The sequence below is a fragment of the Cellulomonas sp. P22 genome (assembly GCF_044392165.1).
Genome location: NZ_JBISBW010000005.1, coordinates 114843 through 134718 on the forward strand (window position 1 = coordinate 114843; position 19876 = coordinate 134718).

Here is a 19876-nt window from a genome sequence, read left to right on the forward strand (position 1 = left end):
GCGTCCCTCAGCCGCCGCCGTCGCCCGGTGCGCCGTGTGCACCACGGGCGCCGCCGAGCGTGGCGGTCACCGGCACGGCGCGCGCCACGCGCTCGCGCACGTCGGCGGCCAGCACCGACCAGTCGTCGATCACGTCCAGGTCGACCGCTGTCCCGGGCCGGGTGACGACCGCGACGTCCAGCCCGAGCCGGTCGGCCTCGCGGCGGTGCGCGGCGAAGCTGTCGGTCCCGAACCGGGTCCGGAACCCCGCCGCCGGCGCGTCCAGGACCACGGCGTTGGTGCCCGATGCGCGCCGGTCGGGGGCGAGCACCACGGGTGCCGGGCTCGCGAGCAGGGCGCGGACGTCTGCGGCGCCCAGCGCGGGGAGGTCGGCGTGCACCACGAGCACGCGTCGGGCAGGTCCGGCCGCCGCGACCTCGCGGCCCACGTCGACGGCCGCGTTCAGCCCGGGCCGGTCGGCCGGCTGGGTGACGACCCGCAGCCGGGGCCCCGCCGGCCCCAGGGTGCGGGAGACGAAGCCCGGGTCCTCGGTCACGACGACCACCTGGGCGACCTCCGCGACGGCGAGCAGCGTCGTGACCACGTGCCGGGCGAGCTCCGCGACCAGCAGCCCCCGGTCGCGCGGGCCCAGGGTGGCCGCGAGCCGGCTCTTGCCCGAGTGCCCGTCCCGCAGCGGCACGACGGCCGTGACGGGGCTCCCGGCCGGTGCGGCGTCCGGGTGACCGCCCGCGTCGTCGTGCACGCTCACGCGGCGCCGGCCGCCACGAGCAGCTCGCGCGCGAGGCGTTCACGGTCCTCGGGCCCCTGCATCACGGCCTGCGTCACCAGCACCTCGATGCCCAGGTCCTCGATGGGGGCGGCGAGCTCGCGGTCCTGCTCGTCGATGCACAGCACGTCGAGCAGGCCCTGGTAGAGGCGCGCGACACCGAGCGCCGAGACCTCGTGCCCGAGCCCCCGCAGCATGTCCGCGGCGGGCCCCTTGAGCGCGTCGCCCGCCACGATCGGGCTCACGCCCACGCGCCGGGCGCGGGTGCCCGCGAGCGCGGCACGCACCCCGGGCACGGCGAGCACCGGGCCGATGCTGACGAACGGGTTGGACGGTGCGAGGACGACGACGTCGGCGTCCGCGAGCGCGGCCAGCACCCCCGGCGCGGGGCGCGCCGCGTCGATGCCGTCGAACGTGAGCCCCACGACCTCGTCCTGGTGGCGTCGCGCCACGAAGTACTCCTGGAAGCCGAGCGTCCCGGCGGGGGTCTCGACGATCGTCGCGACGCGGTCGTCCGTCATGGGCAGCAGCCGGGCGCGCACACCCAGCGCTGCGGCGAGCTCTGCCGTCACCGCGGACAGCGGACGCCCCTGGCGCAGCCGGTCGGTGCGCAGCACGTGCGTCGCGAGGTCGCGGTCGCCGAGCGTGAACCACGTCGGCTCACCGAGCCGCTGCATGGCCCCGAGCGCCTCGTACGTCTCGTCGATCACGCCCCACCCGGTCGCGGGGTTCGCGACCCCGGCCAGGGTGTACATGACGGTGTCGAGGTCCGGGCTGATCGCGAGCCCGTAGAGCTCGACGTCGTCGGCGGTGTTGACGACGACCGTGAGGTCCTCGACGCACCGCGCGAGCCCCTGCGCGAGCTTGGCGCCGCCGACGCCGCCCGCGAGCACGGTCACGGTGGGCGACGCTCCGGGCACGTGCTGGTCCTGTGATCCGGTCACCGGGTCCTTCTCTCGCCGCAGCCGACGCCGACGCGATGGTCGGCAGGGTCTGCCGTGCATCCTCGCACCGCGCGCGGCGGACCGCGGACCGCGCTCGACGCACCGCGCGCGCTCGGCATAGATTGCACGCAGTGGACCCGGGGCCGCCACTGGCCCCGCGAGCTGGCTCCGCACTGGAGGGCAGGTCCCGACGCAGGATGCGCGTCGTCCCCCTCGTCCGACCCTGCCGGAGGTCTCGCATGCCCGCGCCCCGTCCCACCCGATCCCGTACCCGCGCCGTGCTCGTGCCCGCCCTCGTGGCGGCCGCGCTGCTCGCGGGGTGCACGGCGACGCCGGGTGACGACGCCCCCGCCGCCGCCACGAGCGCCGCGCCGACCGCGACCGACGCGGTCACGTGGCCGGTCACGTTCGACAACTGCGGGTTCGCCGTGACCGTCGAGAGCCCTCCTCAGCGGGTCGTGACGATCAAGTCGAGCACGTTCGAGATGATGCTCGCCCTCGGCCTGGGCGACCGTGTCGTGGGCGCGTCCTTCCTCGACGGACCCGTCCCGCCGGCGTACGCCGACGCGGCCGACGACGTCGAGGTCCTCTCGGACGGTGCTCCCGGGCAGGAGGCCGTGCTCGCGAGCGAGCCCGACCTGGTCTACGCGGGCTGGGAGAGCAACTTCGCCGACGAGACCGCGGGCCGGCGCGACACGCTCGAAGGGTTCGGCGTGCTGAGCTACGTGTCGCCCTCGGCGTGCAAGGACGCCGACCACCGGCCCGACCCGCTGACCTTCGACGGCGTGTTCGCCGAGATCACCGAGGCCGGGGAGCTCTTCGGCGTGCCCGACGAGGCCGCCGATCTGGTCGCCGAGCAGCGCGATGCCCTCGCCGCCGTGACCCCCGACCCGAACGGCCGCACGGCGCTGTGGTACTCGTCGGGCTCGGACACCCCGTACGTGGGCGCGGGGATCGGCGCACCGCAGATGATCATGGACGCCGTGGGCCTGACCAACGTGGCCGGTGACGTCCACGACACCTGGACGTCGTTCGGCTGGGAGCAGGTCGTCGCGGCCGACCCCGACGTGATCGTGCTGGTCGACGCGACGTGGAACACAGCCGCGAGCAAGATCGCCCAGCTCGAGGCGAACCCGGCGACCGCGACCCTGACCGCGGTCCGTGAGCACCGGTACCTCACCGTCCCGTTCGCGGCGACCGAGGCCGGGGTGCGGAACGTCGCCGCCGCGCAGGACCTGGCCGACCAGCTTGCCGCCCTGGGGCTCGACGGCTGACCCCGCGCGGTCCACGGCACGGCAGCCTGACGGCGGCCCCCCGGAGCACATCGGGTCGGTACGGCCGCGCCGTCACCCACCACACATCCACATCGACCAAGATGTGGGGGTGACTGCCACAACGATCGTCGCCGACCGACCCGAGCCCGTCCGCAGCTTCCGGTGCGCCCTGTTCGTGGACTTCGACAACGTGTACATCGGGCTGCGCCGCCTCGACCCGGCGGCGGCCGACGCGTTCGCCAACAACCCCGCGCACTGGCTCAGCGAGCTCGAGCAGGGCACGGACTCGGAGGGCGAGTTCACCCGGAGGTTCCTGGTCCGCGCGTGCTACCTCAACCCCTCGGCCTTCTCGCAGTTCCGCCCCAACTTCACGCGGGCCGGCTTCCAGGTGGTCGACTGCCCGTCGCTGACCCAGCAGGGCAAGTCGAGCGCCGACATCAACCTGGTGCTCGACGCGGTCGACGCGCTCATGGCCACGACGCGGTACGAGGAGTTCGTCATCGTCTCCGCGGACGCCGACTTCACGCCGCTCGCGCTGCGGTGCCGGGCGGACGACCGGCGCGTGACCATCATCACCGCGGGTCCGGCCGCCGCCGCCTACCGGGCCGTGGCCGACGCGGTGGTCACCGCCGACGACCTGGCCGAGATGGTGATGCCCGCGGTCGAGACGGCCACCGTCGCCGAGGTCGTGGCCGCCCCCGAGGTGAGCCGCGGGCGCACCGCGCCTGCGGTCGTGGCCGAGCCCGTCGTCGTGCCGGAGTCCAGCTCGCCGGGCCGCCGGGCCGCGCTGCGCAGCGTGCGCGCCGCGGACCGTCCGATGCTCGCCGGCACCGTCGCGCAGCTCGCCCAGAAGGCCGACCCGACGCTGTCCACCACCCGCTGGGAGGGCACCGGCAGCTTCTTCGCGTGGCTGGCTCAGCACGTGCCCGAGGTGTCGGCCGCCTCGCGCCCGGCCCCCGGCTTCGTGTGGGACCCGAAGCGCTTCGGCGAGGCGGACCTGCCGGGCGCGGTGGCCGACGTGGACCCGAGCGCGCTCCAGCGCCAGGTCGTGGCGGTCACCGACACCCCGGGCCTGAGCGCCAAGCAGTACCGCGTGGTGCTGACCGCGCTGGCCGCCGATCTCGCGACCCACCCGTTCGAGCGAGCCGAGACGTCGCGGCGCGTGCGGGACGTGTGCCGCGCCGAGGGGGCGCTCGTCGGACGATCGACGGTCAACTACGTCATCTCGGGCGTGCTGTTCTCCGGGCTCACGCTCGAGCCGGGCACGAGCGCACGCGACCTCGCCGAGGCGTGGGCCGCCAACGTCGTCGGGCTGTGCCGCGGGGCACGCATGGAGCTCAGCCCCGGGGACGTCGCGGCGATCCGCGCGTGGGTCGGAGGCGGCCTGCTCGACGCGTGAGCGAGGTCACCGCGCCACCCCCTGGAAACACCCCCGCAAGGTTTCGCACCATGGTGGGCGACCAAGGGGAGGGCGGTGAGCACGATGACACGACGACGACGGTTCCTGACCTGGACCGCGACCTTTGCGGCCCTGGTCCTGATGTTCGCGGTGGTGATCACCACGGGCGCCGGGAGGGGCTCGGCGAGCGCCGGACCCGGCGTGACGTCCGCCACGCAGACCCCGTCCACCACGGCCGACGCGACCCCGACGACGACCCCGACCACCGAGCAGTGGCGCGGCTACTGGGTCGACAGCTTCAACGAGGGCATCTTCAGCCCTGACGAGGTGTCCCAGGTGGTCGCCGACGCCCGCGCGGTGGGGGCGAACGCTCTCGTGGTGCAGGTCGCGCGGTGGTTCGACTGCTTCTGCGACGACGCCGCGTACCCCCGCAGCGACTTCGTCGAGCCCGGGTACGACCCGCTCGAGGAGGTCGTGGACCAGGCGCACGCCGCGGGGCTCGAGGTCCACGCGTGGGTCAACAGCACCACGCTGTGGTCCAGCAGCACCGCGCCCACGTCGCCCGACCACGTCTACAACACGCACGGCTTCTCGGCGTCGGGCGCCGACCGCTGGCTCAACAAGCGGTCCGACGGCACCGAGCAGGTCGGCACCATGACGTATGCGGACCCGGCGAACCCGGCAGTGGTCGACTACGTGACCGCGGGCGTGCGCTCGATCGTCGAGCACTACGACGTCGACGGCGTCAACCTCGACTACATCCGCTACCCCGACCACAGCACCGGGGACTACGTGAACGACTGGGGCTACTCCGAGACGTCGCTCGCGCGGTTCGCCGCCGAGACGGGACGCACCGACGTGCCCGCACCGTCCGACCAGCAGTTCAGCGACTGGCGTCGGGCGCAGGTCACGAACCTGGTCCGCAGCGTGTACGACGCGATGAACGACGTCGACGCGGGCGACCGGCTCAGCGTCAACGCCGTGACGAACGGCGACGGACCGCAGACCCTCGGCGGCTGGGAGGCCACGCGCCCCTACCGCGGCGTGCTGCAGGACTGGAAGGGCTGGCTGAGCGAGGGCATCGTGGACACCGTCATGACGATGAACTACAAGGAGGAATCGAGCGCCGACCAGGCCCGCCGCTTCGACGAGTGGAACGCCGCGGCCGTCGAGTACCGGGCCGGACGGCAGGTCGTCGCGGGCCCCGGGCTCTACCTCAACGACGTCGCGCAGTCGGTGGCGCAGGCCCAGCGGGCCCTCGCGTCGGGCGTCGACGGCTGGAACGGGTACAGCTACGCGAACGCGACGCGCGCGGCCGCCGACAGCGGCGGTGACGTCGCCCTCCAGCGCAGCGAGCGGGCTGCCCTGACGAGCGCGCTCCGGTCCGGCGTGTTCGCCGAGGACGCCGCCGTGCCCGCGATGCCGTGGAAGGCGAGCGCCGACCAGGGCTGACCGACCCCGGACAGCACAGCCCCGGACTGCACGGGCCCCGCGCGGCAGGACGCCGCGCGGGGCCCGTCGTGTCAGGCGCGCTCGAGCAGCGTGAGCACCTCGTAGTGGGACGTCTGCGGGAACATGTCGAGCAGCCGCGCCCGCCGGGGGCGCAGCGACGGCATCGCCGCCAGGTCGCGGGCCAGCGACCCCGAGTGGCAGCTCGAGTAGACGACGTGCTCGACCGAGGACTCCTCGAGCCATCGGCTCAGCTCCTCGCCGAGCCCGCGCCGCGGCGGGTTGACCACCACGAGCCCCGGCGCGTGCGGGGCGCCGAGCGCGAACGCCGTCGCGTCGCCCACCTGGAACGTGGCGCAGCTCAGGCCCGCCTCGTGCGCGCTGAGCGTCGCGCTCGCGACCGCCTCGCGGCTCGTCTCGACGCCCAGCACCGCACGCCCCGGTGCCGCGCAGTGCAGCGCGAACCCACCCACGCCGCAGTACAGGTCCCAGACCGACGACGGCGCCAGCTCGTCGACCCAGGCGGTGGCCTGCCGGTACAGCGCGGCAGCGACCTCGGTGTTGGTCTGGAAGAAGCTCTGCGGCCGCAGGTGCATGTCGATGCCGTTGAGCCGCATGCGCAGCGTCTCCTGCTCGGTCAGCAGGATCTCGCGCTCCCCCTCGACGACCGCCTTGTGCTCGGGCAGCAGGTTCGCCGAGACCACCCGCAGGTGCGGCAGCTCACCCAGCAGCACCGGCAGGTGCTTGCGGATCCGCGCGACGGGCTCCTGCGAACGGAGCACGAACCGCACCATGAGCTCGCCGTCGGGCGACTCGGTGACCAGCAGGTTCTTGAGCTCGCCGCTGCGCCGCGCGACGTCGTACGGCGTGAGCCCCGCGCGGGCGACGAAGTGCGCGAGCACCCCGAACGCCGCCTGCAGCCCCGGGGTGTACAGCCCGCAGTCGCGCAGGTCGATCCCGCGCCCGGTCGCGTCGAGGATGCCGAGCGTCGGCTGCAGCGCCGTCCCGCCGACCACCATCTTCGCCTTGTTGCGGAACCCCGACTCGGGGCTCGTCACCGGTGCGAGCCAGTCCAGGTCCGCCCGCGGGCCGAGCACCTGCTCGACGTGCCGCTGCTTCGCGGCCAGCTGCTCGGGGTACGACTGCCCCATCAGGGTGCACGAGCGGCACAGGTCCGCGGCGAACGACGAGCAGTGCACGGCCCGGAGTCTACGTTCCTCCCCTCGGGCCGCCCCACGGATCGCCCCGCGGGCGTAGCGTGCGGCGGATGGACCTGGACGTGGTCGTCGTCGAGCGCGTCGCAGGGCTGTGCGGCGAGCTGGTGCTGCTGCGCCGCGGCGCCCACCACGAGATCGTCGCGAACGGCACGTTCCTCATGGACACGCGCGGCGGGGCGTCCGAGCGCCTGCACGTGGGCGTCGCGGCCGACCGGATGCCAGCACCGGGCCGCATGCTCATCGGCGGGCTCGGGGTCGGGTTCTCGCTGGCCGCGGCGCTGACCCACCCGGGCGTCGGCGAGCTGCACGTCGTCGAGCGCGAGCCTGCGGTGCTGAGGTGGAACCGCGGGCCGCTCGCACCGGTCAACGGTGGGGCGGTCCTGGACCCGCGGGTCCAGGTGCACGAGGCCGACGTGGTCGACTGGCTCGACCGGGCGGCGCCGGGGTCGCTCGACGCGATCTGCCTCGACGTGGACAACGGCCCCGAGTGGTTGCTCACCCCCGGCAACGCGCGCCTGTACGGCCACGACGGGCTGCGCACCGCCGCACGGGTGCTGGCTCCGGGCGGGGTGCTGGCGGTGTGGTGCGCGGCGCCCTCCCCCGGGCTCGTGGCCCGGATGGGCGAGCACTTCTCGGACGTCGACGTTCTCGAGCTGTCGGTCGGGCGCGGCGAGCCCGACGTGCTCGTCACCGGGCACGCCGCCGCCTACTGACCTCGGCCCGTCAGCCGGGCACGACGTCAAGCAGGACCGTCGACGAGCGTGAGGCGCACGTGGACGACGTCACCCAGGTCGATGCCCTGCGCCTGACGGACGGCCTTCTTGACCGGCAGCGCGTACGTGCCCTGGGAGTCGTCGGGGAAGATCGACGTGCGCCACACGGTCGCGCCCACCGCGACCTCGACGCGCAGCGACCCGAACCCCCGGGCGTTGTGCCCCGCGGTCTCGAGCACCCGGTCGGCGATGTCGGTGGGCAGGCTGACGAACGTCCACAGGTCGGCGCGGCGGGCCTGCCACTGCCAGAGCGGCGCGTCGAACTCGTAGGTGGTCATCAGCGACGGCGCCCGCGCGGGTTCATGCTCAGCGCTCCGGGGCGCTGGACGCCGAGCACCAGCCGGTGAGCCGGTTCTCGGGGTCGATCCGGGGTGCGATCGTCTCGAAGATCGCCTTGAGCTGCCGCGTCTGCGCCGCGCTGAGGTCGGAGAAGACGAGCGACCGGACGGTCTCGACGTGACCGGGAGCTGTCGCCACCACCTTGTCCCACCCGGCGTCGGTCAGCACGGCCATGGTGCTGCGCCCGTCGCCCGGGACGGGTCGGCGCTCGACCCAGCCCGCACCCTCGAGCCGGTCGACCAGGTGCGAGAGCCGCGACATGCTCAGGCTCGCGCCGTGCGCGAGGACGCTCAGCCGGATGGCCCGCTCGGGCGCCTCGGACAGTGCCGCCAGGACGGTGTACCCGGCGTGCGTCAGCCCGGCGTCGCGCTGCAGCTGGGCGTCGAGGACGCCGGGCAGCAGCATGATCGAGGCCATGAGCGGGCGCCAGGCGGCGGCCTGCTCGTCCGTCAGCCACGTCGTCTCCTCGCTCACCGGGTCACCCTCGCACGGATCACTTGATGCCTCAACCTCCCGCGACCGCCAAATCAGTTGACGCCTCAAGTAATTCAGCTCTACCGTTCGCTCGTCGCGCCAGACGTCGACCGGCAGGCTCGGGTGATCGCTCCCGGGTGCCGCACCGCACTCGAGAAGGACCACCATGAACATCGCACTCTGGGTCGTCACCGCGCTGCTCGCCGTCGCCTTCCTCGGCGCCGGGCTGATGAAGGTCTCACGCACCCGCCCCCAGCTCGTCGCCTCGGGCATGGGCTATGCCGACGACTTCACCGACGGTGGGGTCAAGGGCATCGGCGCGCTCGAGGTCCTCGGCGCCCTGGGGCTGATCCTCCCGGCCGTGCTCGACACCGCGACGATCCTCGTCCCCCTCGCGGCGCTCGGCCTGGCCCTGGTCATGGGCGGCGCGGTCGTGGTGCACGTGCGCCGCAAGGAGCCGTTCGTTCCGCCGCTCGCCCTCGGCGTGCTCGCGCTGCTCGTCGCGATCCTGCGGTTCACGACCTACGCGTTCTGACCGGACCCCCTGCCGCCGGGATCACTCCCGGCGGCCGACGGTGCGTCGCAGCACCACCAGCAGGGTCAGGCCCGCGGCGAGCAGCACGCCGGCGAGCGCTCCCAACGGAGCGCTGTCCGAACCGCTCTCGGCGAGCGTCACGCACGCCCGCTTGGTCGGGGTCGAGCCGGGGCTCCCTGCCGGGGTCGTGGTCGACGGCGTCACGGTCGAGGCGGTCGTCGACGGCGTGACGCTCGGGCACGTGGGCGTCGGTGTCGGGGTGGGCGTGGGCGTCGGGGTGGGCGTAGGCGTCGGGGTGGGCGTGGGCGTCACGAAGGTGTTGACGATGCGGCACGTGACGTCGCCGCCCTCCGGCACCGTGACCGTCAACCCGGTGAGGGTCCCGCCCTCGCACACCCAGCTGCCCGGCTGGTAGCCGGTGGGCCCGGACTCGCTGAGCTCGTAGTCGCCCGCCTCGACCTCGATGTCGGTGACGTCCGGCGAGCCGCTGGGGCCGGACACCGACGTGGGCCCGGTCGCACCGAGCGTCCAGTCGCCGGCAGACGCGGACCCGCCCACGACCTCCTTGACGAGCGTCAGCTCGGCGAGCACCGGGTCCTCGCCGCACGTGATGGTGGTCGCGAACGGGAAGTCGTGGATCTCTCGCGAGATCAGCCGTCCGGGGGGCCCGTGAGTGAAGTTGGCCGCGATCACGTTCCCCTCGATGTTGGCCGTCACGTTCCAGGTCAGGTCCGCGTTCGGGGCGTACAGGGTGCCCTCGAGCGAGTCGCCGCCGGTGACCGTGATGGTCGTCGCGTCCGGGAAGTTCCACAGCATGTACGGCGCCTCGGCGTTCGAGACGCCTGCCAGGTTGGGGATGTCACCCGTGAACGACGTCCCGGTCACGTTGACGACGAGCGGCGTATCAGCCGTCGGGGCGTTGCGGAACGTGATCTCGCCGAGCTGCGCGAGCTCCTCGGCCGTGAGCTCGAGGACGTTGGCCTGCCCCGGGACGAGGGTCAGGAACGCGCTCGTCACGGTGAGCGGGCGGGGCAGCGCCTCGCCCTGGGCGTTGGTGAGCTCGACATCGGGCGCGCACGCCGCGATCTCGGTGGTGAGCGTGCGATACGTGTCGTACGCCGAGGGGATGTCGATCAGGTCGGTCCCGACGGGGGTGCCGATCGACGCGGGCGTCTGCCTGTTCGTCCCGGTGATCGCGGGGGTCGACTCGTACACCGCCCCCGGCTGGACCAACCGGTAGTTGACCTGGGCACCGTTCGAGTCGGTGTTGTACGCCGTGTAGGTCGAGGTGTCGAGCACCTTGGTGTTGCCGCGCAGCACCTGAAGGATCGACGCGTTCGCCGGCCACTGGACCCCGCCTCCGACGTACAGCGTCGTCGGCGCGTCGTCACCCGGGGCCGTGAACGTGTCGAAGACACCCGCACCGAGGCCCACCTGGTAGTTCGTGTTGAACGACAGGTCGCCGCCGGCGGCGATCGTGCCCTCCGCCTCGTCGAGGTCGAGCGCGACGTCGCCCTCGACGAAGACCAGGAACCCGCTGTTGGCCGGGTGGCCGTTGACGTCGACCCGCACCGGGTTCACGCCGTCGATCTGGGCCGCGGCCGGGGTGGCGGTCACGACGAGACCCGCCAGGGCGGTGGCGAGGGCGACGACGAGTGGACGCGCGGCGATCTTCATCCGCCCATAACACACCAAATAGGTACATTGCGCACCCGCCCGTGCCGGGACCCGCGTCGGCGGTGGCCGTCACGTCACGACGACGTCAGCCGAGCAGATCCTTCATCTGCCGCTGGATGAGCCCAGCGGCCCGCTTCGGCGAGAGCCGCGCCATCAGGTCCATCGTCGTGGCATCCCTGCCGACCGTGACGCGGTACGCGTCGCGCTCCATCCCGGCGAGGATGATCCGCGCAGCGTCGGACGGCGAGGTCATCGCCCGCCGGGGCTTCGAGGCCGCGGCGGCGGCGAGCCTGCTCGTGTCGACACCCGAGTTCTCCGTGATCCGCGTCTCGATCGCCCCCGGGAACACCACTGTCACCGAGACGGGCGTGCCGGCGAGCTCCGAGCTCAGCCCCTCGGTCAGCAGCTTCACGGCGGCCTTCGACGCGCCGTAGACCGTCTGCCCCGGCACCGGGAGGAACCCGCCCATGCTCGAGACGTTCACGATGTGCGCGACGGGCCGCTCGACCAGGTACGGCAGGAACGTCTTCGTCGTGTACGTCAGGCCCCAGAAGTTCACGGCCATCACGCGCTCGATCGTGTCGTAGCCCAGCTGGAGCAGCGGCACGAAGGGCTGGATGATCCCCGCGCAGTTGATGAGCCCGTCGACGTGGCCGTGCGCCTCGATGATCGCGTCCGGCAGGGCCTCGACAGCGTTCCGGTCGGTGATGTCGACGACATGGGTGGACAGCCGCTCCCCCGGGTCGCCCGCCAGCCCGACGGTCTCCTTGAGGCTGCCCTCGTCCCGGTCGAGCGCGGCGACGCGTGCACCGCGTGCGAGGAGCCCCAGGACCAGCTCTCGTCCGATCCCGTTGCCGCCACCGGTCACCGCTACGGTCTTGCCTGCCACCTTCATCGGAAGCCCTCCACACCGTTGGTGCTGACGTCGTTGTCGAGCCCGATGCTACTCATTGGTACGGCGTCCGCAGTCGAAAACGCACGGCCTCTGGTCTCGACACCCACCCGGGTGGATCATGTGAGGTCACCGTCGGCGAGGAGGCCATCGTGGGTTCGCACCACCAGTCGGGCACCACCAAGAAGCGCAACGGGCTCCAGAGCCTGATCCGGTTGATCACGCTCGCGCTCGTCGCCGCCGCCGTCGTGAAGGAGCTCCGCACCCCGGCGCAGGACAGGACCTGGAACGGCGTCGTCGCCGGGTTCGTGCCCTACGACTTCCGGGTCCCGACGGCCACCCGCATCCGCGAACGGATGTGGGCGCCGCACGACCGGCGCGTGATCACGCCCGAGGTGTTCGGCGTCGGCTGGACCGTGAACGTCGGGAGGCTGGTCGCGCTCGTCCGGCACAAGGTCACCACGACCGACTGACCCGCGGGACGGTCCGGACCGGTCAGGGGGCTGCTGCCACCGCTGCCACCGGCTCCTCGCCGCCCTGGTCGAGGCGGAACGGCGGGTACTCGTCGGTCAGCAGGAAGGCGTAGGCCGCGACGCGGAACGTCCACCGCTGCAGCCCGACCACGAGGTCGAAGATCGAGCGCGGGTACCGCCCCGAGAACAGCAGCGCGATGGCCGCGAACAGCACGAGCAGCCCGATCAGGCCGCCCGCCCACCACCACTGGTCGCCGCCGTCGTCCCCGCCCGAGGTCGAACCACCCCCCGAGAGGATCGTGACCACGAGGTACTGCGGGATCGCGAGCAGCCACCACTTGACCAGCACGAGCCCCCGCGACAGGCGCTCGGGGTAGTCGATCGAGAGACGGGCCGGGTAGTCCGGCACGTCGTAGAGCGAGAACGGCGGGTACCGGTCGGTGCCCAGCACGCCGTACGAGTAGAACGAGACCCGCCAGCCCCACCGGAACACCCCGACGTTCAGGTCGAAGATCGAGCGCGGGTAGTGGGCCGTGAACAGGATCGCGAAGAACGCGACCACCGTCAGGACCATGAACACGAGCCACAGGACGAACAGCACGAACAGGTGCGGGATCACCAGCAGCCACTTGACCAGCCAGAGCCATCGGCTCAGACCCGGATCGAGTCGCGCCTCGACGTGCACCGGATAGACCGGATAGACCGGGTAGACCGACGAGGGGTCCATCTGTCTCGCCTCCGAGTCCGAGAGGAGCGAATTCTCACCATCTCACCCCTCTCGGACGTCGGCGACAGGCCACAGACCCGCGGGCGTCACACCACGGGGACGGACCGTGCTTCGGGCGTCACGGCGTCGGCACCGTTCTCGTCGCCGTCCGCGCTGCCCTCCGCGAGGCGACGACGCACCGGGATCGTCAGGGCGATGAGGCCCGCGGCGACGGCCATGACGCCCGCGATGAGCAGGCCGGCGCGGAACCCGGCCTGGGTCGGCACCAGGTGCTCGCCCAGGGGCGCGCTCATCTGTGCGAGGACCGCCCCGACGACGGCTGCCGACACCGTGGTGCCGATCGAGCGCATGAGCGAGTTGAAGCTGTTGGCGGAGGCGCTCTGGGACTTCGGCACCCCGCCCAGGATGAGCGCGGGCATCGAGCCGAACGCGAAGCCGAGGCCGGCGCTCGTGATGCACGTGCCGATCATGAGGCCGACGGGCGAGCCCATCACTGCGATGTTCGTCGCGTAGCCGGCGGCCATGATGATGCTGCCGACGATCAGCGTGGCCTTGGGGCCCCGAGCCCGGCTCAGTCGCGCCCCGGTGGGTGACAGCGCCATCATCGCGAGCCCGGACGGGGCCATCCACAGCCCCATCTGCAGCATCGACTGCCCGAGCCCGTACCCGGTCGCCCGCGGCAGCTGGAGGATCTGCGGCACGATGAGCGACTGCGCGTAGAGCGCGAAGCCGACGACGATCGACGCGGCGTTGGTCAGGAGCACGGGGCGGAGCGCGGCGACGCGCAGGTCGACGAGCGGGTCGCTGGTGCGCAGCTCCCACCATCCCCACGCGAGCAGGACGACGACGCCGGCGACGAGCGTGCCGAGGGTCGTCGCGCTCCCCCAGCCCCAGGTCGAGCCCTTCGAGATCGCGAGCAGCAGGCAGATCAGGCTCACGCCCAGGCCGATGGCACCGACCATGTCGAACCGCGCGTGGCGCTCGGGTCGCGGGGGCGCCGGGACGATGCGCACGACGAGCGCGCCCACGACGAGGCTCAGCACCGCCGTGCCCCAGAACAGGAAGCGCCAGTCCGCGAGCTCGGCGACGGTCGCGGCGATCGGCAGGCCGAGCGCGCCGCCGATGCCCAGCGACGAGCTCATGAGGGCCATCGCCGAGTGGACCTTGAGCGGCGGCAGCACCTCGTGGAGCAGGCTGATGCCGAGCGGGACCATGGCCGTGGCCAGCCCCTGGAGGGTCCGCCCGACCAGCATGGGGACGAGCGACGTCGCGAGGGCGCAGATCACCGAGCCCACGACGAGCGGCACGAGCAGGACGAGGATCATCTGCCGCTTGCCGTAGGTGTCCGCGAGCCGTCCGGCCACGGGCATGCACACCGAGCCGGAGAGCAGCGTCGCGGTCACGACCCACGACGCGCTCGAGGCCGTGGTGCCGAGGATCTGCGGCAGCTGGCCGATGAGCGGGACGACGAGCGTCTGCATGAGCGAGGCGACGATGCCCGCGAAGGCGAGGACGGCGACGACTCCCCCGGTGCGGTCGGACGTGTGAGGCGTGGTCACGATTCTCCCGGTGTCGAGGACTGAACGATGTGCATCGTACATACGAGTTGTATGATGCACAACGCTCCAGGTGGGAGGCTGGCCGCGTCGAGTGGCGGTTCACGAGGGAAGGACTGACGTGGAGGACGCGATCCGAGAGGTCGAGCTCGAGACGATGCTGCTGGGGCGTCACCTCACCCGCATCGGCAGCGAGGGCGGCACCACGCGGCGCCGCCTCGACCGCAGCGCCTACACCCTGCTCAGCCGGCTGATGATCGAAGGCCCCATGAGCATCGGTGAGCTCAGCGAGGCGTTCGACCTCGACACGTCGACCGTCCACCGGCAGACCGCGTCGGCCATGCGTGACGGCCTGGTCGAACGGATCCCCGACCCCGACGGCGGGCTCGCCCGCAAGTTCCGGGTCACCGACGAGGGCCGCGACCGCGTCGAGGCCGAACGGGACGCCAACACCGTCGCGCTCGGGCGGATCTTCCGCGACTGGGACGACACGGACGTCACCCGGCTCGCCGAGCTGCTCGGCCGGTTCAACTCCGACATCGAGAGCCTGTCAGGGCACCCCTGGCCGCGGGGCGACCGACCGGCGCCATCGACCACGCACCCTTGATTCCCCACACCGCCGGGAGCAGCATGGGGGCTCGCCGCCGCGCCGCTCGGGCCGGCGGGGTGGATCCCGAACCACCGACGACGGGGTGTTCATGGAGATCGATCCGACGCCGTCCGAGGTCCGCGACAGCGGGCCGTTCTTCCACGGCACCAAAGCGGACCTGGCGACGGGCGACGTGCTGGAGCCCGGCCGCAGCTCCAACTACGGGGAACGACGCACCGCGAACTACGTGTACCTGACGGCAACCCTCGACGCGGCCACCTGGGGCGCCGAGCTGGCGGTCGGTGACGGGGCCGGCAGGATCTACCGGGTGGAGCCCCTGGGCCCTCTCGAGAACGACCCGAACCTGACCGACAAGAGGTTCCCGGGCAACCCGACCCGGTCCTACCGAACCCAGCACCCGCTGCGAGTCGTCGGCGAGGTCGTGGACTGGGAGCCGCACTCCCCCGACGTGCTCCAGCAGATGCGGGACCATCTCGTGGAGCTCGAGCGGCTCGGCATCGAGGCGATCAACGACTGACCGCGAATCAGGACCACCGGCGTCCTGACCGCGGCGAACCGCACGCCTCCCGCACGCGCTCCTGCGGCAGGTCGCCCGCGGACGGCCGCCAGCCGAGCACGGCGTCACGCAGCTGGTCGGTCGTCAGCGTGCTGTCGAGCCGCAGGACGGGGCAGGGCAGGGTCGACAACCATGCCTCGTGCGTCGTGCGGCTACGACCGTCGAAAGACGGGTCGTCGTACCGACGAGCCCAGGCGAGGAACACCGCCAGCGCCTCCTCGTCCACGGGTCGGTTCTCCCGTTGCACCCGCTCACGTGCCTCGAGACGCCGCATGCGCTCCGTCGGGTCGAGCGTCAGGAACACCACGGCGTCGCAGCGGGAGATCACCTCGTCGCCCCACCCCACCATCGAACCGGACAGCACCCACGCCTCACGCGGGAGGAAGACCTGCTCCATCAGCGCGACCCGGTCACCCGGCGGGCGGATGTGAACGTAGGGCGGATCTGTCGGCAGCCAGAAGTAGTCGTCGGCGTCGGCATGCGGAACCGCCCAGACGTCGGCGACCGCCCGCGCCAGCGTGGTCGTTCCGGAGCCGCTCGCGCCCATCACGTGCAGCCGGGATCGTCGCATCCCGGCATCCTCCCAGGCGCGCCTGTCCGGGCGCGATCCTCGGGCGCACCGGAGGCGTTCGCCGCCCGGCCCCGCACCACGCGCGGCCGCACCACGCCCGGTGGAGCGACGACGCTCAGGCGGAGAGGTCCGCGTACCGATGACCCTGAAGTGAGCGAGCCTCCTGCCCAGCCCGTGCCGTCGTGGCTCGCGCGTCGGCCTGGGCTGCGGTCGCGCGCGGATGAGAGCGCGGCATCGGGACCTCTGCATCGGCCCGGACGACGCTGATCCCGGCGTCAGGTCCTTCACCGGGCCGCCCCACGTGCCGATGACCCAGCGTGCGGACGAGAGCGCGGGAGGCGACGAGGTGAGTGCGTCAGGACGCGGGAAGCACACGCGCGACCCGTCGGTCCTCCCGCCCGTCGACGCGGAGCTGACACAGCTGTCGGAGCGCTGGACGTATCGCGCGTTGCGGTCGGTAGCCGCCGTCTGGGTCGTGGCGGGCCTGGTGGGCGCCTACTACGACGCCAGCAGCCGCCACGCGTACCTGACCTGGAACCTGATGCTGGCAGGGCGCGGCGGGGCGGGCTTCTGGTGGGACCGCCAGGTGCCCCAAGGAAGGCTCGCGGTCTTCGCGCTCGCCGTGACGGGCCCCGCTGTCGTGGCCTCGCTCATCGGTGCGGCACGGATGTTCACGGCGGCGCGCACGGGACGCCCGCATCATGGCCCGTCCCGCTGGTCCATCTTGGGCGTCGTGCTGGCCATCAGCCTGAGTCCTCCCACCGTCGCAGGCTTCGTCCTCTCGGACGTCTACTCACCGACCTCCGACGCGGTGCTCATCGCCGGGTTCGCCCCCCAGATGCTGGCAGTGCTCGGTGGCTCACTCGTCATCGCTCTCGTCAGGACCCGGTACAACCCCTGGACGTGGACCGGTCGACGGCGCCGTGCCGCTTCCACGGTCAGGAACGAGCGCCGACCAGGCGCGCAGGTGCTGGCCGTGCGCCTCGACGAGGGCGCGTCGGTGCTGACGGCGACCTACGCCGACGGATCGCTGTACGAGTACGCAGGGGGTGAGCGCCGAGGATCACGAGGTCATCTCCGCGGCGCACCAGGTCGACCAGGGCGAGTTCCTCCGCCGGATCGCCCGCGCCAAGCGGTTCCGTCGTCGCGGCGAGTCCGCGTGGCGGCCGGCGCCGAGCACCGACGAGATCGGACTTCCTCCCGTCGACTGGGTGGCGTTCGCAGGGGACATGCTGATCGGCGAGAAGCCTCGTGCACGTGGGCTTCGTCCACGGTCTGCGCGCGTTCGCCGCGCTCACCGCGCCGGAGCGGACAAGGTCCGCGTCAGCGCCGAGGGCGTCGCCTGGCGCACCCTCACGGGGCGAGACCGCCACATCCCCGCTGCCAGGATCGCCGAGGTGCGGTTGACCGAGGTCGAGTTCGGCACGGTCGTGGTCGCCTATGCCTTGGTGCTCGACGTCGACGGCTCAGCGCTCCTGAGGGTCGCAGCGGGCGGCGGGACAGGAGTCTCGAGCGTGGACGGGAAGCGTCGCCTGTCCCATATGTGGGCCCCCCTCAACCTCCCGGTGTCCCGGCACTCCGGCATGTTCAGCCGCCCCAAGGACCTGCGGCGTTCCTGGCCCGAGGCGGTCTCCTGGGCGCACGCATACCCGTACCTCTCAGTCCTCGGCACAATGGGCCTGTGGGTGCTCATCGCTGTCCTGGTGGAGCACCTCACCACGTCGTGACGGGGTCGGCCGGGCCTGCCCCCTCGCGTTGCCGCGACGCCCGGCCGTCACACGTCGAGGGGTGCCGTCTCCTCGAAGAACCCGGCCTTGAAGTTGGCGGCGTTGTTGACCAGCACGTCGAGCTTGACCGCGAGCAGGTTCTCGGACGCGCCAACCGCCTGCGTGACCCTGTCGGGATTGCGGCCCGTGGCTACCACCGCGTGCCCCGCTGCCACGGCCGCCTGTGCGATGTGCAGGCCCCGGCCAGCACCGGTGACCACCAGATCTGCTGAGGCGTCATCCGTCGACTTCTGTCGGGATGCCGCACCCTGCTCGTCGGGCAACTCGACCCGTTCCTACCGGACCTAGCACCCCCTGCGGGTCACCCGCGAGGTCACGGACTGGCAACCGCACCCCCCGGAGGTGCTCCAGCAGATGCGCGACCACCTCGTGGAGCTCGAGCGGCTCGGCATCGAGGCCATCAACGACTGAGCTGCCCGGGGGTCAGCACGACCACGTGGAACGGCGATGCTCCGATCGCCCGGATGGCGTCCGGGGCAGACCGTCGAACCGGCGGCACACTCGGGTTGCGGGGCCACGACGGGCACCTCGGCGAACCGTCGCTCGAGCTCGGCCTGGATCCGCAGGTGCCGCTCCAGGAACGCGCGCTCGCTGGCCGGGGCGACGTTGTCGAGCGTGTACCGGCCGCCACGCGATGGCGACGGCGCCGCGCGTACCGGCCCTTGCGGCTGCGGTCGGTGGGCATGGGCTGGACGGTACGCCTCCGCGCTCAGCGGCGCCGTAGTGACGCGTCGAGCAGCGCCGGCGGAGCGTCGAACTTCTCGTCGGGAGCGAGGTCGACGCCCGGGGCCACGATCGCGTCGATCGCGTCGAGCACGTCGACGGTGAGCACGGTGTCCGCTGCGGCGAGCTGAGACCGGAGGTGGTCCATCGTGCGGGGCCCGATGATCGCGCTCGTCACCGCGGGGTGCGCGGTGACGAAGCCGAGCGCGAGCTGGATCATCGTCAGCCCCGCCTCGTCGGCGACCGTCGCCAGCTTCTCGACGGCGTCCATCCGAGCCCGGTTGGACGCGATGGTGAGGTCGAAGCGCTGCGGCAGGACGGCGGAGCGATGGGTGGCGATCTCGCGCCCCTCGCGCACGGCGCCCGACAGCCAGCCTGAGGCCAGCGGGCTCCACGCCAGCACGCCGAGCCCGTGCTCCTGGGTCACGGGCAGCACGTGCGTCTCGATGCCGCGCTGCAGGATCGAGTAGCTGGGCTGCTCCGTGACGTAGCGCCCCAGGTGGTTCTCCCGGGCGGCCCACTGGGCCTGCACGATGCGGTACGCCGGGAACGTCGAGGAACCGAAGTAGCGGATCTTGCCCGCGCGCTGCAGGTCGGTCAGCGCCGAAAGCGTCTCCTCGTCGCTGGTGGTCGGGTCCCACCGGTGGATCTGGAACAGGTCGACGTGATCGACGCCCAGGCGCTGGAGGCTTCGGTCGAGCTCGGCGACCAACCAGCGGCGTGAGGCGCCCTGGTGGTTGAGCCCGTCGCCCATCGGCAGGCTCGCCTTCGTGGCCAGCACGATGTCGTCGCGGCGGCCGACGATGGCCTTGCCGACCATCTCCTCGGACCCGCCCTGGCTGTACATGTCGGCGGTGTCGATGACGTTGACACCGGCCTCGAGGGCGACGTCCACCATCGCGGTGGCCTCGTCCTGGGTGGTGTCGCCGATCGTCCCGAAGTTCATCGCGCCGAGCGCGAGCGAGCTGACCTGCACACCGGTGCGGCCCAAGGTGCGGTAGAGCATGGTTCCTCCTGGATGGGTGGGGCGGCGTGGAGCGAGCCGCTTGCTGACGCGCCTCGTGGTCTGCCATGCTCAGAAAACCGGAGCATCGCTCCGGTGAACTATACGGAGCACCGTTCCGGATAGCAAGG

The 19876-nt window shown here is 72.4% G+C and carries 21 protein-coding genes; 9 read left to right on the forward strand and 12 right to left on the reverse strand.

Features of this window, described 5'->3' with window-relative positions:
• Nucleotides 1-7: 7 nt before the first annotated feature.
• Together cofC and cofD are read right to left on the reverse strand one after the other, a co-directional pair.
• Nucleotides 8-748, reverse strand: a complete 741-nt coding sequence (cofC, locus tag ACGIF2_RS05785) for a 2-phospho-L-lactate guanylyltransferase (RefSeq protein ID WP_396044463.1) — start codon at nt 746-748, stop codon at nt 8-10.
• Nucleotides 745-1710, reverse strand: a complete 966-nt coding sequence (cofD, locus tag ACGIF2_RS05790; RefSeq protein WP_396044465.1) for a 2-phospho-L-lactate transferase — start codon at nt 1708-1710, stop codon at nt 745-747. The genes cofC and cofD overlap by 4 nt, the downstream gene beginning before the upstream one ends.
• Before the next feature lie 239 nt (nt 1711-1949).
• On the opposite strand from cofD, the gene ACGIF2_RS05795 reads away from it, so the two are divergent.
• The 3 genes from ACGIF2_RS05795 (at nt 1950) to ACGIF2_RS05805 (ending at nt 5835) form a co-directional block, all read left to right on the forward strand.
• Nucleotides 1950-2984 (forward strand): putative F420-0 ABC transporter substrate-binding protein, encoded by a 1035-nt coding sequence (locus tag ACGIF2_RS05795; protein WP_396044467.1) that lies wholly within the window; start codon nt 1950-1952, stop codon nt 2982-2984.
• 109 nt (nt 2985-3093) lie between these two features.
• Entirely contained in the window at nt 3094-4383 is a 1290-nt protein-coding gene (locus ACGIF2_RS05800; RefSeq protein WP_396044469.1) for an NYN domain-containing protein, read from the forward strand.
• Between the two features lie 84 nt (nt 4384-4467).
• Nucleotides 4468-5835 carry a glycoside hydrolase family 10 protein gene (locus ACGIF2_RS05805; RefSeq protein WP_396044765.1) on the forward strand — a complete coding sequence of 456 codons (1368 nt, stop codon included), beginning with the start codon at nt 4468-4470 and terminating at the stop codon, nt 5833-5835.
• A 71-nt stretch (nt 5836-5906) separates the two neighbouring features.
• Here ACGIF2_RS05805 and rlmC read toward each other — a convergent pair whose 3' ends face one another.
• Nucleotides 5907-7031, reverse strand: a complete 1125-nt coding sequence (gene rlmC, locus ACGIF2_RS05810) for a 23S rRNA (uracil(747)-C(5))-methyltransferase RlmC (protein ID WP_396044471.1) — start codon at nt 7029-7031, stop codon at nt 5907-5909.
• A gap of 68 nt (nt 7032-7099) precedes the next feature.
• Here rlmC and ACGIF2_RS05815 point away from each other — a divergent pair, with 68 nt between their 5' ends.
• The gene (locus tag ACGIF2_RS05815) at nt 7100-7762 is read left to right on the forward strand and encodes a hypothetical protein (RefSeq protein WP_396044473.1); all 663 of its coding nucleotides are present in this window, start codon (nt 7100-7102) and stop codon (nt 7760-7762) included.
• Nucleotides 7763-7788: 26 nt separating this feature from the next.
• Here ACGIF2_RS05815 and ACGIF2_RS05820 read toward each other — a convergent pair whose 3' ends face one another.
• Together ACGIF2_RS05820 and ACGIF2_RS05825 are read right to left on the reverse strand one after the other, a co-directional pair.
• On the reverse strand, nt 7789-8100 hold the full coding sequence (locus ACGIF2_RS05820; RefSeq protein ID WP_396044475.1) for a DUF1905 domain-containing protein: 312 nt from the start codon (nt 8098-8100) through the stop codon (nt 7789-7791).
• A 28-nt stretch (nt 8101-8128) separates the two neighbouring features.
• Nucleotides 8129-8635, reverse strand: a complete 507-nt coding sequence (locus ACGIF2_RS05825; RefSeq protein WP_396044477.1) for a MarR family winged helix-turn-helix transcriptional regulator — start codon at nt 8633-8635, stop codon at nt 8129-8131.
• A 166-nt stretch (nt 8636-8801) separates the two neighbouring features.
• Here ACGIF2_RS05825 and ACGIF2_RS05830 point away from each other — a divergent pair, with 166 nt between their 5' ends.
• Nucleotides 8802-9170, forward strand: coding sequence for a DoxX family protein (locus ACGIF2_RS05830; protein ID WP_396044479.1), 369 nt, complete (start codon nt 8802-8804; stop codon nt 9168-9170).
• Between the two features lie 21 nt (nt 9171-9191).
• Here ACGIF2_RS05830 and ACGIF2_RS05835 read toward each other — a convergent pair whose 3' ends face one another.
• Together ACGIF2_RS05835 and ACGIF2_RS05840 are read right to left on the reverse strand one after the other, a co-directional pair.
• Entirely contained in the window at nt 9192-10847 is a 1656-nt protein-coding gene (locus tag ACGIF2_RS05835) for a collagen-binding domain-containing protein (protein WP_396044481.1), read from the reverse strand.
• Between the two features lie 85 nt (nt 10848-10932).
• Nucleotides 10933-11742: an SDR family NAD(P)-dependent oxidoreductase gene (locus tag ACGIF2_RS05840; RefSeq protein WP_396044482.1), complete on the reverse strand. Its 810-nt coding sequence runs from the start codon at nt 11740-11742 to the stop codon at nt 10933-10935.
• A 149-nt stretch (nt 11743-11891) separates the two neighbouring features.
• Between ACGIF2_RS05840 and ACGIF2_RS05845 the strand changes: the two genes are divergently transcribed.
• Complete coding sequence (locus tag ACGIF2_RS05845) at nt 11892-12212, forward strand: DUF5808 domain-containing protein (protein ID WP_396044484.1); 321 nt, start codon at nt 11892-11894, stop codon at nt 12210-12212.
• A gap of 22 nt (nt 12213-12234) precedes the next feature.
• Here the strand turns inward: ACGIF2_RS05845 and ACGIF2_RS05850 are convergent, their stop codons facing one another.
• Both ACGIF2_RS05850 and ACGIF2_RS05855 read right to left on the reverse strand, forming a co-directional pair.
• Nucleotides 12235-12939 carry a DUF4389 domain-containing protein gene (locus tag ACGIF2_RS05850; RefSeq protein WP_396044486.1) on the reverse strand — a complete coding sequence of 235 codons (705 nt, stop codon included), beginning with the start codon at nt 12937-12939 and terminating at the stop codon, nt 12235-12237.
• Nucleotides 12940-13025: 86 nt separating this feature from the next.
• Nucleotides 13026-14498 carry an MFS transporter gene (locus ACGIF2_RS05855; protein WP_396044488.1) on the reverse strand — a complete coding sequence of 491 codons (1473 nt, stop codon included), beginning with the start codon at nt 14496-14498 and terminating at the stop codon, nt 13026-13028.
• Nucleotides 14499-14616: 118 nt separating this feature from the next.
• Between ACGIF2_RS05855 and ACGIF2_RS05860 the strand changes: the two genes are divergently transcribed.
• Nucleotides 14617-15102 (forward strand): MarR family winged helix-turn-helix transcriptional regulator, encoded by a 486-nt coding sequence (locus tag ACGIF2_RS05860; protein ID WP_396044490.1) that lies wholly within the window; start codon nt 14617-14619, stop codon nt 15100-15102.
• A gap of 91 nt (nt 15103-15193) precedes the next feature.
• On the forward strand, nt 15194-15622 hold the full coding sequence (gene arr, locus ACGIF2_RS05865) for an NAD(+)--rifampin ADP-ribosyltransferase (protein WP_396044492.1): 429 nt from the start codon (nt 15194-15196) through the stop codon (nt 15620-15622).
• 7 nt (nt 15623-15629) lie between these two features.
• On the opposite strand, the gene ACGIF2_RS05870 is transcribed toward arr, so the two are convergent.
• Nucleotides 15630-16232: a hypothetical protein gene (locus ACGIF2_RS05870; RefSeq protein ID WP_396044494.1), complete on the reverse strand. Its 603-nt coding sequence runs from the start codon at nt 16230-16232 to the stop codon at nt 15630-15632.
• A 1049-nt stretch (nt 16233-17281) separates the two neighbouring features.
• Between ACGIF2_RS05870 and ACGIF2_RS05875 the strand changes: the two genes are divergently transcribed.
• Nucleotides 17282-17959 (forward strand): hypothetical protein, encoded by a 678-nt coding sequence (locus ACGIF2_RS05875; protein WP_396044496.1) that lies wholly within the window; start codon nt 17282-17284, stop codon nt 17957-17959.
• 47 nt (nt 17960-18006) lie between these two features.
• On the opposite strand, the gene ACGIF2_RS05880 is transcribed toward ACGIF2_RS05875, so the two are convergent.
• The gene (locus tag ACGIF2_RS05880; protein WP_396044498.1) at nt 18007-18282 is read right to left on the reverse strand and encodes a hypothetical protein; all 276 of its coding nucleotides are present in this window, start codon (nt 18280-18282) and stop codon (nt 18007-18009) included.
• A gap of 446 nt (nt 18283-18728) precedes the next feature.
• Nucleotides 18729-19748 (reverse strand): aldo/keto reductase, encoded by a 1020-nt coding sequence (locus ACGIF2_RS05885; protein ID WP_396044500.1) that lies wholly within the window; start codon nt 19746-19748, stop codon nt 18729-18731.
• Nucleotides 19749-19876: the final 128 nt, after the last annotated feature.